The sequence below is a fragment of the Oryzomonas japonica genome (assembly GCF_008802365.1).
Classification (GTDB): Bacteria; Desulfobacterota; Desulfuromonadia; order Geobacterales; family Pseudopelobacteraceae; genus Oryzomonas; species Oryzomonas japonica.
In genome coordinates this window covers 167,793-183,374 of the sequence record NZ_VZQZ01000005.1, presented here as the reverse complement: position 1 = coordinate 183,374, position 15,582 = coordinate 167,793, and the positions used below count along the sequence as shown (strand labels likewise).

Below are 15,582 nucleotides of genomic sequence, written 5' to 3'. Positions count from 1 at the left end.
AGCCCCTTCTTCTGACGGGGCCGTCGCTTCGAACAGACGCGGATTCAAAGTTCACGATTCACGTCTCACGATTCACGATGTAGGGAGGTACCGCATGGCACAGGCAAGAACCGAATACGGCAAGGTCGTCGCTCCGCGCCCCTTGAGCGGAACCGAACTGGTCACCCAGCGGGTGGACATGTTCAAGTTCCTGATGATCTGCATGGTCCTTTTCACGATCGTTTCGGTTTTCCATGTCTGGTCGCGTTTCAAGCTGATCGACCTGAATCTGCGCATATCCGAGACCAACCGTCAACTGAAGGATGCGGAACAGGAGCAGAAACGGCTCAAGCTCGAAGCGGCGTCCCTCAAGACACCTGAACGTATCGAGACCATCGCCAAGGGCGACTTGGCCATGGGCCTGCCCACCGAGCAACAGGTGATCGTCGTCAAATGAATACTGACCGGGAAAAATGGGCCAGGGTCCGGATCGTCATGATCGGGACCATATTCGGCCTGTTGTTCCTGAGCGTCACCGGCAGGGCGTTCTATCTCCAGATACTCCAGCACGAGGAGTTGGTGAAGAAGGCCGAGCGGCAGCACCAGCATATCGTCCAGCTCACCCCGGGTCGCGGCGTCATCATGGACCGTAACGGCACGCCGCTGGCCGTGTCCGTGGACATGGATTCATGCTATGCCGAACCGCGCCGCATCAAGGACATGGACGGCACGGCCGGGGTGCTGGCGCCGTTTCTCGGGACATCAAAGCAGGAACTACTCAAAAAGCTTTCCTGCGACAAGGGTTTTGTCTGGATCGAGCGGCGCCTGACCCCCGAGGTAGCGGCCCGCATCAAGAACCTCAAGCTGACCGGCATCGGCTTTGTCTCCGAGTCGAAACGCTTTTACCCCAATAGCGAGGTCGCTTCCCACGTGGTCGGATTTACCGGCGTGGACCCGGTCGGGCTGGAAGGGGTGGAGCGCAAATACGATTCCGTCATCCTGGGCAACACCGGCTATATGGTGACCGAGCGCGATGCCTTGGGGCGCGATATAGCCCTCAAGGATACGGTCATCAAAAATTCTTCGCCGGGCAAGAACATCGTTCTCACCCTGGACAAGAACATCGAATACATCGCAGAAAAGGAACTGGCCAAGGCGGTTACGGAGAGCGGCGCCAAAAACGGCATGGCCCTGGTCATGGAATCGGATACCGGCAGGGTTCTCGCCATGGCCAACTATCCCACCTTCAACCCCAACGCCTATGCCCATTACTCCCAGGCCGTACTGCGCAACCGGGTCGTCGCCGACAGTTTCGAGCCCGGTTCGACCTTCAAGATCTTCCTGGTCTCCGCGGCACTGGAGGAGAGGATACTCAGGCCCACCGACCTTATCAACTGCGAGAACGGCCGCTATACCGTCGCCGACCGGACCATCCACGATACCCACAGCTTCGCCCGGCTGTCCGTGAGCGACATCCTCAAGTATTCGAGCAATATCGGCGCGGCCAAGATCGGCTTCAAGCTCGGCGATGAACGGCTCTTCCGCTATCTGAGAAATTTCGGGTTCGGCGAACGCACCGGCGTGGACCTCCCGGGGGAGTCCCCGGGCAACCTGCGGGACAAGCACCGCTGGTACGGGGTTGATCTGGCCACCATCTCCTTCGGCCAGGGGGTCTCGGTCTCGGCCATCCAACTGGTGAGCGCGGTTTCCGCCGTTGCCAACGGCGGCACGCTCATGAAGCCTTACATTGTGGAGCGCATCCTGGACGACAGCGGCCGCGAGGTGCAGAAATTCGAACCCCAGGTGGTGCGCCGCGTGATCTCCACGGATACGGCCAAAAAGGTCACCAGGATGATGGAGAGCGTCACCAGCGAAGGTGGTACCGGCCTCAACGCCGCCATAGACGGGTTTCTGGTGGCCGGCAAGACCGGCACGGCTCAAAAGGCGGACCCGGTGACCCACGGCTACTCCGCCACCCGGAGGACCGGCTCGTTTATCGGTTTCGTCCCGGCCGACAAGCCCAAACTGACGATCCTGGTGGTGATCGACGAACCGAAGACCAGCCCCTACGGCGGCGTGGTGGCGGCCCCGGCCTTCCGCTCCATTGCCGTGAATGCGCTGGCCTATCTGAAAATCATGCCCAAGGGCGAGACCCAAAAGACGCCCAAGGTCGTTGCCGCCCAGACCCCGCCCCCCCCGAAGGCGGATGCAGCGTCGGAGGGAGACGCCCTGGATGCGACTACCGGGGTTGCCGTTATGCCGGATTTCCGAGGCATGAGCATGCGGCGGGTCATGCAGGTGATGGAAAAGCGCGGTATCAATATCAAGCTGATGGGGAGCGGACGGGCCGTGGAACAGAACCCCCCCCCCGGTCAGACGATCCGAGGGGTAGACGAGGTTTGGATAAAATTCACACCTTCCGCATGAACCATCACAACCTGCACCCGTCGGCAGGTTGTGTCATTTTTCGGAGAATAGCATGAAACTTGCCCACATCCTTGCCCCGATACCGGACGCCGAACGCCACGGCAGCGAAGCCATCGAGATCACGGCCCTGAGTTGTGACTCGCGCCAGATCAAGCCGGGCACGCTCTTCTTCGCTCTGCGCGGCACGGCGGCCGACGGCCACCGTTTCATCCGCCAGGCAGTGCAGAACGGTGCAGCCGCCGTGGTGCTGGAAGATGCCGCCTGTGCCCCCGCCGACTGCACTTGGATCAGAGTGACTGACGGCCGTGCGGCCATGGCCCGCATGGCGGCGGCGTTCTACGGCAATCCGACCGCAGACCGGCCGCTGATCGGCATTACCGGCACCAACGGCAAGACCACCACCACCTACCTGATCGAGGCGATCCTGGCGGCGGCAGGCCTGCCCGCGGCGGTGCTCGGCACCATCAGCTACCGCTTCGGCGCAACCACCATCGAGGCCTCCCGTACCACGCCCGAATCCACCGAATTGCAGGCAGCGTTCCGCCAGTTGGCCGATGCCGGCGCCCAGGCGTTCGTGATGGAGGTGTCGTCCCATGCCCTGGAGCAGAAACGGGCCGACGGTTGCCACTTCGATGTGGGCATCTTCAGCAACCTGACCAGGGATCACCTCGACTATCACGGCACCATGGAGGAATACCTGCACGCCAAGCAGCGCCTCTTTGCCGAATTGCTACAGCCCACCGCCGCCAAACCGCGCCGCCGGGCCGCCATCAACATGGACGACAGCTACGGCGCCCGGGTGGCGGACACGGCCGCCTGTCCGGTGATCGGTTACGGCATCGATTACCCCGGCGACGTCCGCCCGGTGGAGGTGGCCATCACCGTTAACGGCATCAGCGGGACCATCAGGACGCCCGCCGGAGAGCTCCCCTTTGCCTCCAAACTATTGGGACGCTTCAACCTCTCCAACATCCTGGCGGCCGTTGCGGCCGGCGTCGCCCTGGACCTGCCGCTCACGGCCATCAAGGCCGGCATCGAAGGGCACGCCACGGTTCCGGGCCGCCTGGAGCGGGTGGGCAATACCTTTGGCATCACCTGCCTGGTGGACTACGCCCACACCGGCGACGCCTTGTACAACGTACTCGCGACCCTGAAGGAGATAGCAACGGGCCGGATCATCACCGTCTTCGGCTGCGGCGGCGACCGCGATCCGGGCAAACGCCCGATCATGGGGAAGATCGCCGCGGAGATGAGCGACCTGGCCATCGCCACCTCGGACAACCCCCGAACCGAGGACCCGCTCGCCATACTGGCCCAGGTCAAGGAAGGCATCACGCCCCTCGGCATACGGGAATACACGCCCGAAGAGTTGACGGCACGGCCCGCATTGGACGAAAAAGGCTTCGTCATGTTGGAAAACCGCCGTGCAGCCATCCGCTTGGCAGCACGCCTGGCCCGGCCGGGCGACATCCTGCTCCTGGCCGGCAAGGGGCATGAGGATTACCAGATCATCGGCACGACCAAACACCACTTTGACGACCGCGAGGAGGCCGCCGCGGCATTCGGGGAGAAAACAGCCTAGATGTTTACCGCACCAGAGATAGCCGCCGCCACCGGCGGCCGCATCATAGGCAGCGCCGGGACCGGCGTATCGGCCGTATCCACTGACTCGCGCACTGTTGCGCCCGGAGAGTTGTTCGTGCCGCTCAGGGGCGACCGCTTCGACGGGCACGATTTCATCGCCGAGGTGACCGCTAAGGGCATCACCATGGTACTGGCCGAAGAGAAATGGCTCGTCCATCACGTGCTCCCGGCCGGGTGTTCGGGCATTGCGGTCAAGGACACGTTGCGGGCGCTGGGCGACCTGGCCGCGGCCTACCGGCAACGCTTCGACATCCCGGTCATCGCCGTGACCGGAAGCAACGGCAAGACCACCACCAAGGAGATGCTGGCCACCATCCTGGAACAGCTCGGACCGGGTCTGAAAACCGAGGGGAACCTGAACAACCTCATCGGCATGCCCCAGATGCTGTTCCGCCTGCGGCCGGAACATCACTGGGCCGTTCTGGAAATGGGCATGAGCGAGCCGGGCGAGATCGACCGTTTGGCGGAGATTGCCCGGCCCCGGGTCGGCATCGTGCTGAACGCCCTGCCGGCCCACCTCCAGAGCATGGGCACGGTCGAGGCCGTAGCCAGCGCCAAGGGAGAGTTGCTCCACCGGATCAGCGATGGCGGTCTGGCGGTCGTAAACGGCGACGATTCCCGGGTCAGCAGCCTGGGGCAGAATGCTTCGGCGCGGCGCATCAGCTTCGGCATCAGCCGCGGCGAGGTCAGAGCCAAGAACATCGAGCATCTGGGGCTGGAGGGGGAATCGTTTCTGGTCGTCACCCCCCGTGGGGAGTTCCAACTTCACCTCAGCGCCTTCGGCATGCACAACGTATCCAACGCCTTGGCGGCCACTGCGGCCTTGCTTGACAAGGTGCCGCTTGCCACCATAGCCGAGGGTCTTGCCGCATTCAGACCGTATAAAGGGCGTTTCCAGTTGGAACGGCTCGGGGAAATCACCCTGGTGGACGACAGCTACAACGCCAACCCGGCCTCCATGAAGGCGGCGCTGGAGACCTTGGCCCAGATCGCTCCCGAGGGGCACCGGGTCGCCCTGCTGGGGGACATGCTGGAATTGGGCGGGCACGAGGCCGAGGCCCACGAAGGGGTCGGCACGGTCGCAGGGAGAAACGTGGACCGGCTCTTCCTGCTGGGCAATCTGATGAATCGCCATGCCGCCCAGGCGGCCATCCAGGCCGGTTTGCCTGCCAAGTCGGTTCACTGCTGCCAGAGTCACGACGAACTTGCCGAAGGGGTGAAGCGGTCGCTTCTACCGGGAGACGTGATCCTGGTCAAGGGCTCCCGGGGCATGACCATGGAGCGGTCGGCGGCGATCCTGAGGCAGTCCATGTCACACAACGAAAAGGGATAAACCATGCTTTACCACATTTTCTACCCGCTGGCGGCGAATGTAAAACTGTTCAACATATTCAAATACCTGACCTTCAGAACCATCTATGCCATGATTACGGCGCTCTTGGTCTGCTTCGTGCTCGGCCCCTGGATCATCCGCAAACTGGAGAGCCTCCAGGCCCGCCAGGTGATCCGCACCGACGGCCCGGAATCGCACCTGCAGAAACAGGGCACCCCCACCATGGGCGGGGTGATGATCCTGGCCGCCATCGTGATCCCCACGCTCCTGTGGGCCGATCTCTCCAATCAGTATGTCTGGACGGCGCTCTTCATCACCATCGGCTATGGCGTGATCGGGTTCGTGGACGATTACAAGAAGGTGACGGAAAAGAACACCAAGGGGCTTTCCGCACGCCAGAAGATGTTCTGGCAGGTGCTTCTGGCCGTGGCCGTAGCGGTGTTCCTGTTCCTCAAGCCCGGCTTCAGCGAGGAACTCTACTTCCCCTTCTTCAAACGCTTCCACCCCGACCTGTGGATATATTTCATCCCGTTCGTGGCCCTTGTGATCGTGGGCGCCAGCAATGCCGTCAACCTGACCGACGGCCTGGATGGGCTGGCCATCGGCCCGGTGGCCATCAATGCCGCCACCTATATGCTCTTTGCCTATATTGCCGGTCACGCCACCCTGTCGGCCTACCTGCAGGTCCCCCGGGTGCAGGGGGCGGGAGAGTTGGCCGTCATGTGCGGCTCTATGGTGGGTGCCGGTCTGGGGTTTCTCTGGTATAACTCCTACCCGGCCGAGGTTTTCATGGGTGACGTCGGCTCCCTTTCCCTGGGCGGCACCCTGGGCGTCATCGCGGTCCTGACCAAGCAGGAGATCCTGCTGGTGATCGTGGGGGGGGTATTCGTGGTCGAGGCGTTGTCGGTCATCTTCCAGGTGGGCTCCTACAAGTACCGGGGCAAGCGCATCTTCCGCATGGCGCCGATCCACCACCACTTCGAGCTGAAGGGGGTGGCGGAGCCCAAGATCATCGTGCGCTTCTGGATCATCACGATCATCCTGGCCCTGGTGGCGATCTCGACGTTGAAGATGAGGTAGATAAAAACAACTCCTCCCCCGCTGAGGGAGGGACCCTGTGGCAGATGTAAAGGTTTTGAGGTGTAAAGGCTTTCCTATGGAACTGAACAATAAAAACATCCTCGTCGTGGGCCTGGCCAAAACCGGCGTGGCCTGCGCCCGCTTCCTGGCCGCGCGGGGCGCCCGCGTCACCGTGACCGACATGCGCGATGAAGCGGCCCTGGCCTCCCAACTTGCGGAGCTGGCGGCTTGTGACATCCGGAAGGTATTGGGCAGCCACGATGAGCGGGACTTCACCGGTGCCGACCTGATCGTGGTCTCTCCCGGCGTGCCCCAGGACCACCCCCTGCTGGTGAGGGCAGCGGCAGCGGGCCGGGAGATCGTCAGCGAGATTGAGCTGGCCGCACGCTTCATCGACGTGCCGTTGGCGGCCATCACCGGCACCAACGGCAAAACCACCACCACGACCCTGGCCGGCGAAATATTCAGGGCCAATGGCTATCGCACCTTCGTGGGGGGGAACATCGGCAATCCGTTGATCGAACTGGTGGAGTCGGGCGAACCGGTGGACCGGGTGGTTGCGGAGATCAGCTCGTTCCAGTTGGAATGGATCAGCACCTTTCGTCCCCAGGTGGCGGCCCTGTTGAACCTGAGCGAGGACCACCTGGACCGCTATGCCAGCTATCAGGAGTACATCGACGCCAAGCTGCGCATCTTCGAGAACCAGGAGGCCACGGATTTTGCCGTGGTCAACCGGGATGACGCGCTGGTGTGGCGCTACGCCCAGGGGTTGAAGGCGCACCTCTTCCCCTTCAGCCGCAAGCAGGAGTTGGCCGAGGGGATCTTCCACCGGGACGGCGTGATCGTCTACCGCCACAACGGCCGGGAGGAGCGTTTTCCCACCAAGGGCATCCGCCTCCAGGGGGTGCACAACCTGGAGAACATCATGGCCGCCCTGGCCTGCGCACTGCTCCTGGGCTGCCGGCCGGACGCCAGCTTCGAGGCCGCCCAAGGGTTTGGAGCGCTGCACCACCGCATGGAGTTCGTGGCCGAGAAGAACGGCGTCCGCTATTACGAGGACAGCAAGGCCACCAATGTGGGGAGCGTGGAAAAGGCGCTGGAAAGCTTCGACGCCATCACCCTGATCGCCGGAGGCAAGGACAAGGGCGGTTCCTACGCCCCCCTGGCGCCCCTGGTGCGGGAACGGGTACGGCACTTGGTCCTGATCGGCGAGGCGGCCGGCCGCATGCAGGCCGAACTGGGGGCCTTGACCGACACCCGCCTGGCAGCGACCCTGGAGGAGGCGGTCGCCCTGGCAGCACAAATCACGGAGCCGGGGGGGACCGTCCTCATGTCACCGGCCTGCTCCAGCTTCGACATGTTCAGCGGCTATGAAGAGCGGGCTAAGCGGTATATTGCAGCGGTAAAGGCTCTCTAACCCATGTTCAAAAAACTCGACGAATACGATCTGGTGATCATGCTGATGGCCATTGCCCTGACCTGCTTCGGGGTGGTTATGGTCTATTCGGCGTCGTCGGTCATGGCCGCCAAACGCTTTCACGACGGTTTTTTCTTCCTCAAGCGCCAGGGGCTGTTCGCCCTTTTGGGCTTTGGCATCATGCTGCTGGTGATGCGGGTCGATTACCATACCTGGAAACGGGTTGCCGTACCGGGGCTACTGCTCTGCCTGGTGCTGCTCGCGCTAGTGCTGATACCGGGCATCGGCGGCAAGGCGGGCGGCTCGTCCCGCTGGATCAAACTGCCCGGTTTCAACCTACAGCCGTCGGAGATGGCCAAGCTGGCCCTGATCATGTACATGGCCTATTCCCTGGACAAGAAACAGGACAAGGTCAAATCCCTGACCGCCGGCTTCATCCCCTACATGATCGTACTCATGTTCCTCATCGGCTTCCTGGTCCTCCAACCGGACCTGGGGGGGGCGCTGACCCTGGCGTTCGTGGCCATGGTCATGCTCTTCGCGGCGGGGACGCGGCTGGTGTATATCTTCTCCATGCTGCTCCTGGCCCTCCCCTTCCTGGTGTACAAATTGAGCCGCGGCTACCACAGGGGACGCATGGAAGCGTTCCTCAACCCCTGGAGCGACCCTGAGGGGAAAGGTTTCCAGATCATCCAGTCCTGGCTGGCCCTGGGGACCGGGGGTGTTTTCGGCCAAGGCCTGGGCGAAGGGAAACAGAAACTCTTCTACCTGCCCGAGGCCCACACCGACTTCATCCTCTCCGTGGTAGGCGAAGAGCTGGGGTTTCTGGGGGTGGTGATCATCATCGGCATGTTCTTCCTGCTGGTGCAGCGCGCCATGCGCATCGCCGTGGCCGCGCCCGACACCTTCGGACGCTTTCTGGCCCTGGGGATCGCCGTACTGTTCGGCATCGAGGCCACGGTCAACATGGGGGTCGTGACCGGCCTGCTCCCCACCAAGGGGCTGGCGCTCCCCTTTATCAGCTATGGCGGCAGTTCGCTCTTGATCAGCCTCTTCGCCGTGGGTATCCTGCTCAACATCTCTTCGGGGCTGAAGATCGCACCCATCAGCCTGAAGGAGGAAAAATGAGACTGCTGATTGCCGGCGGCGGCACCGGCGGCCATCTCTTTCCCGGCATTGCCGTGGCCGAGGAGTTCCTTTCCCGCGACCCGGCCAACGAGGTGTTGTTCGTCGGCACCGAACGGGGCATCGAAGCCCGCGCCGTCCCGGCGGCAGGCTACCGGCTCGAACTGATCTCGGCGGCCGGCATCCGCGGCAAGGGGGGGCTGAGCCAGATCAGGGGGGCGGCCATGATGTTCTACGGGTACGCCCAATCCCGCAAGATCCTGAAAGAATGGCGCCCCGACATGGTGATGGGCGTGGGAGGCTACGCCTCGCTCCCCATGGTACTGGCGGCCCGCGGCATGCGGCTCCCCTGTTTCATCCACGAGCAGAACGCCATCCCGGGCCTCACCAACCGCCTGCTGGCGAAATTCGTCGACCGGGTGTTCATCACCCTGGACGAGTCAGCCCACTTTTTCCCCAAGGGGAAAACACTCTTGACCGGCAACCCGTTGCGGCGACAAATCCTGGAGATGGTGGCGGGACAGACTCCCCCCTCCATTGCGGAGATTCACCAACAGCAGTACGGAAACGGGGGGGGCGGCCCCTTTCGCCTCTTCATCTTCGGTGGCAGCCAGGGAGCCCACGCCATCAACATGGCCATGTTGGCGGCGCTGCCCCATCTGGAACGCTACGCCGCCAGGCTGGAGATCACCCACCAGACCGGTGAGAAAGACGCGGCCCTTGTGGCCGAAGCCTACCGCAACCACGGCTTCAACGCCAGCGTCATGCCGTTCATCCAGGACATGGCCGCGGTCTACCAGCGGTCCGATTTGGTGATCTGCCGCGCCGGGGCCACCACCATCGCCGAGGTGACGGCCTGCGGCAAGGCGTGCCTGTTCATCCCCTTCCCTTTTGCGGTGGATGACCACCAGCGCAGAAATGCCGAGGCGTTCCTCAAGAAAGGGGCTGGTTTCATGCTGTTGGAACGGGAGTTGTCAGGGGAGCGGCTGGCCGGGATCATCCACGAACTAGCCGAAAGCCCGGAGACGGTGCAACGCACCGGGGCACTGGCCTTCGGACTGGCCCGGCTGGACGCGGCCCGGATCATCGTGGGCGAGATGATGAAGAAGCTGTAAAAAAACATTAAATCTGCCACAGAGACACGGAGACACCGGGGAAAGCATTACGGCAAAAAGCGTTGTTTGGATGGCTGCTATTCTCCAAGTTTCAATGGCAAAAAGGTGTTAACCATGTACGGTAAAATAGAAAGAATCCATTTCGTCGGTATCGGCGGCATCGGCATGAGCGGCATCGCCGAGGTGCTCATCAACCTCGGCTACAAGGTGTCCGGCTCCGACCTGCGCAACTCCGACACCACGGACCGCCTCGCCTCCCTGGGGGCCGAGATCGGTATCGGCCACAAGGCTGAAAACCTGAAGAGCTGCGACGTGGTGGTGATCTCCTCTGCCGTGCACGACGACAACCCCGAAGTGGTGGAGGCCAAACGGCTGCACGTGCCGGTCATCCCCCGGGCCGAGATGCTGGCGGAACTGATGCGCATGAAATACGGCATCGCCATCGCCGGCACCCACGGCAAGACCACGACCACCTCCATGGCCGCCTCCATCCTGGGCCATGCCGGCATCGACCCGACCATCGTCATCGGCGGCAAGCTGAACGCCATCGGCACCAACGCCCGGCTCGGGCAGGGGCAGTTCCTGGTGGCCGAGGCGGACGAATCGGACGGTTCCTTCCTGGTGCTCTCCCCCACCATCGCCGTGGTGACCAATATCGACGCCGACCACCTGGACCACTATTCCGGCGGCATCGAGGAAATCAAGGACACCTTTGTGGAGTTCATCAACAAGGTGCCGTTTTACGGCCTGGCCGTGCTCTGCCTGGACGACAAGAACATCCGCGAGATCCTGCCCCGGGTGAAAAAGCGCTATATGACCTATGGCCTCTCCTCCCAGGCCGACATCCGTGCCACCCATGTCAGGCACGACGGTTTCAGCACCTCCTTCGTGGCCCATTACAAGGGGTATCGGCTGGGGGAGATTACCTTTCCCATGCCCGGCTCCCACAACGTGCTCAACGCCATGGCCTGCATCGCGGTGGCCCTGGAACTGGACATCCCCTTTGCAGCCATCCAGGAGGGCTTTGCCGCCTTCGGGGGGGTGGGAAGGCGCTTCACGGTCAAGGGGGAACCCCGTGGGATCATGGTGGTTGACGATTACGGCCACCATCCTGCCGAGATCAAGGCAACACTGGCAGCGGCGCGCCAGGGATGGCCGGAGCGGCGCATCATCGCGGCCTTCCAGCCCCATCGCTACAGCCGCACGCATGAACTGTTCAACGAGTTCGTCACCGCCTTCTACGACGCCGACGTGCTGATCGTGACCGATGTGTATGCCGCCGGCGAACAGCCGATCGAAGGGGTGAGCGCCGAACGGCTCTCCCAGGAGATTCGGCGCCACGGCCAGAAGGACGTGACCTACCTCGCCGACCGGGAGTTGATCCCCGAACACCTGGCCGGGATCGTCAGGGAAGGCGATATCGTCATCACCCTCGGGGCCGGGAGCATCTGGCAGCAGGGCGAGGCGCTGCTCAAACGGCTGGAGGCATGATCTGAATCTGGAGAACATCAGCATACGGGGCCAACTGCTGTACGACGAGCCCATGAGCAGGCATACCTCCCTCAAGGTGGGAGGGGCGGCCGACCTGTACGCCGAGCCGGAGGACGCGGACGACCTGCTGACTCTGGTGCGCGCCCTGAAGGAGCGTCAGGCCTCCTGGCTGGCCATCGGCCGTGGCTACAACCTGTTGGTGCGGGACGGCGGCATCCGGGGAGCGGTGATCTCCCTGGCGCGCTTCAACCGCATCAGCGAGGCGGGCGAGCGGTTGATCCGGGCCGAGGCCGGGGTGGAAAACTTGGCGCTGGTACGCTTCGCCCAGGAGCGGGGCCTGGGTGGCATCGGCTACATCTCCGGCATCCCTGGCACGGTGGGTGGAGCGGTCAAGATGAATGCCGGAGCCTATGGCTCGGGGGTCCTGGAACGGTTGGAATCCCTGACACTCCTCTCGGGAGACACGGTGGCCGAGTACCGCAGGGAGGAGTTGGACTACGGCTATCGCCGCCTGACGCTGCCGGTGGGGGCAATCGTGCTGGCCGCCCTGTTCAGACTCGTGGAATACGACCCGCAGCAGACCGAGGAAGAGATTCGCAAGGATACGGAGTTACGGCGCTCGAAGCACAACGTGGGCTTTCCCAGTGCCGGGTCGTTTTTCAAGAACCCTTCGGGCCAGGCCGCCTGGCGCCTGATCGACCAGGCCAACCTGCGCGGTGTCACGGTGGGCGGGGCCCAGGTGTCGGAGGTACACAGCAATTTTCTGATCAACCGCGGCGGGGCAACGGCGACCGACTTCCTGGGACTGGCCACAAGGGTCAAGGAAGCGGTATTCGCGGCAACCGGCGTGCAGCTTGAGGAAGAGGTCAGGATCGTAGGAGAGGAACCATGAAAGACAAAAGAATCGGCGTACTGATGGGGGGGCTCTCGGCGGAGCGGGAGGTGTCGCTAAACAGCGGCGCCGCCGTGCACAAGGCCCTGGTTGCCCAAGGGTACGATGCCATAGCCATCGACGTGGGCCGCGACCTGGCGGCGGTGCTGGAACGGGAGGGGGTCCAGGCGGCCTTCATCGCCCTGCACGGCCGCTACGGCGAGGACGGCTGCATCCAAGGGCTTTTGGAGTTGCTGCAGATCCCCTATACCGGCTCCGGGGTTCTGGCCAGCGCCCTGGCCATGCACAAGCTCTTCAGCAAGCAGACCTTCACGGCAAGCGGTATCCTGACGGCCCCCTTCCGCCATTTCCGCCGGGGCGAGGTGGTACGGCTCCCAGAACTCCCCTTCGGCCTGCCCCTGGTGGTCAAACCGGTGCAGGAGGGGTCTTCGGTGGGGATCTCCATCGTCAGGGAGGAAAAACAGCTGGCGCCGGCCCTTGAATTGGCCTTCCGTCACGACAACGAGATTCTGGTGGAACAGTACATCAAGGGGCAGGAGGTGCAGGTCGGCATCCTGGAAGACCGCCCCGTCGGCGCCATCGAGATCGTGCCCAAGGGCGAATTCTACGATTACGAAGCCAAGTATACCGACGGCATGGCCGAGCATATCTTTCCGGCTCGCCTGTCAGTGCCTCTGTACGAAAAGGCGTTGCAAACCGGTCTGGCGGCCCACCGTTCCCTGGGGTGCAGCGGTTACAGCCGGGTGGACCTGCTCGTCACCGCAGACGGGGAATGTTACGTCCTGGAGGTCAACACCCTGCCCGGCATGACCGCCCTGTCGCTGTTGCCGGAGATCGCCGCCAAGGGCGCCGGGCTTTCCTTTGAGGCGCTGGTGTCACGCATCATCGACGCGGCAACACTCTCAATCAAGGCAGACTGAAGATGCGCGATTTCGCAGCCTCGCCATACCACCGTAAAAAGGTGGCCGCCAACAAGGTCAAGATCCAGCGCCAACCGCTGGACCTGAAGAAATACCTGCGCCCGTTGGGCAAGGTTACCCTTGGCCTGAGCGGCGCGATGTTGCTCTGCGCACTGTTCTTCGGCATCTACCGGGCCTTTTCCTCCGCAACCTTCTTCCGCCTCAAGAATGTGGAGGTTTCCAATTCCAAGCGCCTGACCCGGGAGGAGATCCTGGCCATCGCCGGCGCCGAACCGGGCGGGGACCTGCTGCGCATGAATCTTAAGCTCATGGGCGACCACCTCATGCGGAACCCCTGGATCGAGTCGGTCCGTATCAGGCGCTACCTCCCGGACGGCCTTTCCATCGCCGTCACCGAGCGTGAGCCGCTTGCCGTGGTCAACATGGGCTTCATCTACTACCTGGACACCAAGGGCACTATCTTCAAGGTGCTCAACCAGGGGGACCGCCTGGATTACCCGGTCATCACCGGCTTCAGCGAAGAGGACCTGAACACCGACCCGGCCGGGACCAGGGAAGCCCTCAAAGCAACCTGTGACCTGCTCACGATTTTGCGCGAAAAAGGCGCATTTATCCTTGCAGATGTATCGGAGATTCATTACGATAAGGGCTACGGATTCACGATGTTTACCTCTTCCGGCGCACTGCCGGTGAAGATCGGCTCCGGCGATTTCGCCGCCAAGGTGGATCGGTTTGCCCGCATCTACCGGGAACTCATGGCCCAGCGAGCCACGCTGCACTACATCGACCTCGATTACAATGACAAGATCGTGGTCAAAAAAGGTTAATAACTACAATTTTCATATCAGGCAGGGGGGCGCATGTCAGCAACCAAAAGAGATAATCTGATTGTCGGTCTCGATATCGGCACCACCAAAATCTGTGCCATTGTTGGCAATGTCACGGAGGACGGCATCGACATCGTCGGCATCGGCACCAGCCCGTCAAGCGGCTTGCGCAAGGGGGTGGTGATCAACATCGAGAGCACGGTTGCCTCCATCCGCAAGGCCATCGACGAGGCCGAACTGATGGCCGGCTGCGAGATCAAGTCGGTGTATGCCGGCATCGCCGGCGGTCACATCAAGGGGATCAACTCCCAGGGGGTGATCGCCATCAAGAATCGCGAGGTGGCCCAGGAAGACGTACGCCGGGTGATCGACGCCGCCAAGGCCATCGCCATCCCCATGGACCGCGAAGTGATCCACATCCTGCCGCAGGAATTCATTATCGACGAACAGGACGGCATCCGTGAACCGCTCGGCATGAGCGGCGTACGCCTGGAGGCCAAGGTACACATCGTCACCGGCGCCGTGGCCAGCGCCCAGAACATCGTCAAATCCTGCAACCGGGCCGGCCTGGACGTGGCCGACATCGTGCTGGAGCAGTTGGCCTCCTCCGAAGCCGTTTTGTCGGCCGATGAGAAGGAACTGGGAGTCTGCCTCGTGGATATCGGCGGCGGCACCACCGACATCGCCATCTTTGCCGAAGGGGCCATCAAATACACGTCGGTGCTCTCCTTGGGCGGCAACCACCTGACCAACGACATCGCCGTCGGCCTGCGCACCCCCATGGCCGAGGCGGAAAAGATCAAGCAAAAGTACGGCTGTTGCCTTTCTGCGTTGGTGGGCAAGGACGACAAGATCGAGGTGCCCAGCGTCGGCGGCCGCAAGCCGCGGGAACTCTCCCGCAACGTGTTGTGCGAGATCCTTGGTCCCCGCGTGGAGGAGATGTTTACCCTGGTGAACCGCGAGATCATCAAGTCCGGTCTGGAGGACTCCATAGCCTCGGGCGTGGTCATCACCGGCGGTTCCAGCATCCTGGAGGGAATGCCCGAACTGGCCGAGCAGATTTTCAACCTGCCGGTGCGCCGCGGCCTGCCCCAGCGGATCGGCGGCTTGGTGGACGTGGTCAACTCGCCGGTCTATGCAACCGGTGTCGGTCTCATCGTCTACGGCAGCCGCAACTTCGGCGCCAGGGAATTCCCCACCAGCAAGTCGGAGGACAGCATCTTCAGCAATGCCGTGCGTCGGATGAAAACATGGTTCAGGGAGTTTTTCTAAGGCTCTGCCGTTAACGCGGCAAACCAGAATCGTCTTGTTGACCGAGGGGTTACGATGGCC

Annotated in this window: 13 protein-coding genes; all 13 read left to right on the top strand. The window is 62.6% G+C overall.

Going from position 1 to position 15,582, the window contains the following annotated elements; genetic code table 11:
* Nucleotides 1–94: 94 nt before the first annotated feature.
* A complete protein-coding gene (gene ftsL, locus F6V25_RS09940) occupies nucleotides 95–436 on the top strand; it encodes a cell division protein FtsL (RefSeq protein ID WP_149307150.1) in 342 nt (113 codons plus the stop codon).
* Entirely contained in the window at nucleotides 433–2,406 is a 1,974-nt protein-coding gene (locus F6V25_RS09935) for a penicillin-binding protein (protein ID WP_151128427.1), read from the top strand. Before ftsL ends, F6V25_RS09935 begins: the two co-directional genes overlap by 4 nt.
* A gap of 52 nt (nucleotides 2,407–2,458) precedes the next feature.
* Nucleotides 2,459–3,988 carry a UDP-N-acetylmuramoyl-L-alanyl-D-glutamate--2,6-diaminopimelate ligase gene (locus F6V25_RS09930; protein ID WP_151128426.1) on the top strand — a complete coding sequence of 510 codons (1,530 nt, stop codon included), beginning with the start codon at nucleotides 2,459–2,461 and terminating at the stop codon, nucleotides 3,986–3,988.
* The gene (locus tag F6V25_RS09925) at nucleotides 3,989–5,383 is read left to right on the top strand and encodes a UDP-N-acetylmuramoyl-tripeptide--D-alanyl-D-alanine ligase (RefSeq protein WP_151128425.1); all 1,395 of its coding nucleotides are present in this window, start codon (nucleotides 3,989–3,991) and stop codon (nucleotides 5,381–5,383) included. It abuts the gene before it with no gap.
* Between the two features lie 3 nt (nucleotides 5,384–5,386).
* Nucleotides 5,387–6,463: a phospho-N-acetylmuramoyl-pentapeptide-transferase gene (gene mraY / locus F6V25_RS09920; RefSeq protein WP_149307154.1), complete on the top strand. Its 1,077-nt coding sequence runs from the start codon at nucleotides 5,387–5,389 to the stop codon at nucleotides 6,461–6,463.
* Nucleotides 6,464–6,539: 76 nt separating this feature from the next.
* Nucleotides 6,540–7,880: a UDP-N-acetylmuramoyl-L-alanine--D-glutamate ligase gene (gene murD / locus F6V25_RS09915; RefSeq protein WP_151128424.1), complete on the top strand. Its 1,341-nt coding sequence runs from the start codon at nucleotides 6,540–6,542 to the stop codon at nucleotides 7,878–7,880.
* A 3-nt stretch (nucleotides 7,881–7,883) separates the two neighbouring features.
* Nucleotides 7,884–9,008 (top strand): putative lipid II flippase FtsW, encoded by a 1,125-nt coding sequence (ftsW, locus tag F6V25_RS09910; protein WP_151128423.1) that lies wholly within the window; start codon nucleotides 7,884–7,886, stop codon nucleotides 9,006–9,008.
* Entirely contained in the window at nucleotides 9,005–10,120 is a 1,116-nt protein-coding gene (gene murG / locus F6V25_RS09905; RefSeq protein WP_151128422.1) for an undecaprenyldiphospho-muramoylpentapeptide beta-N-acetylglucosaminyltransferase, read from the top strand. The genes ftsW and murG overlap by 4 nt, the downstream gene beginning before the upstream one ends.
* 114 nt (nucleotides 10,121–10,234) lie before the next feature.
* A complete protein-coding gene (gene murC, locus F6V25_RS09900; RefSeq protein WP_151128421.1) occupies nucleotides 10,235–11,611 on the top strand; it encodes a UDP-N-acetylmuramate--L-alanine ligase in 1,377 nt (458 codons plus the stop codon).
* 1 nt (nucleotide 11,612) lies between these two features.
* Complete coding sequence (gene murB / locus F6V25_RS09895) at nucleotides 11,613–12,503, top strand: UDP-N-acetylmuramate dehydrogenase (protein WP_151128420.1); 891 nt, start codon at nucleotides 11,613–11,615, stop codon at nucleotides 12,501–12,503.
* Nucleotides 12,500–13,423 carry a D-alanine--D-alanine ligase gene (locus F6V25_RS17005; protein ID WP_191966154.1) on the top strand — a complete coding sequence of 308 codons (924 nt, stop codon included), beginning with the start codon at nucleotides 12,500–12,502 and terminating at the stop codon, nucleotides 13,421–13,423. The genes murB and F6V25_RS17005 overlap by 4 nt, the downstream gene beginning before the upstream one ends.
* A 2-nt stretch (nucleotides 13,424–13,425) precedes the next feature.
* Nucleotides 13,426–14,250: a cell division protein FtsQ/DivIB gene (locus F6V25_RS17000; RefSeq protein WP_191966153.1), complete on the top strand. Its 825-nt coding sequence runs from the start codon at nucleotides 13,426–13,428 to the stop codon at nucleotides 14,248–14,250.
* Between the two features lie 33 nt (nucleotides 14,251–14,283).
* On the top strand, nucleotides 14,284–15,522 hold the full coding sequence (gene ftsA / locus F6V25_RS09885; RefSeq protein WP_149307162.1) for a cell division protein FtsA: 1,239 nt from the start codon (nucleotides 14,284–14,286) through the stop codon (nucleotides 15,520–15,522).
* The last annotated feature ends 60 nt before the right edge of the window (nucleotides 15,523–15,582 follow it).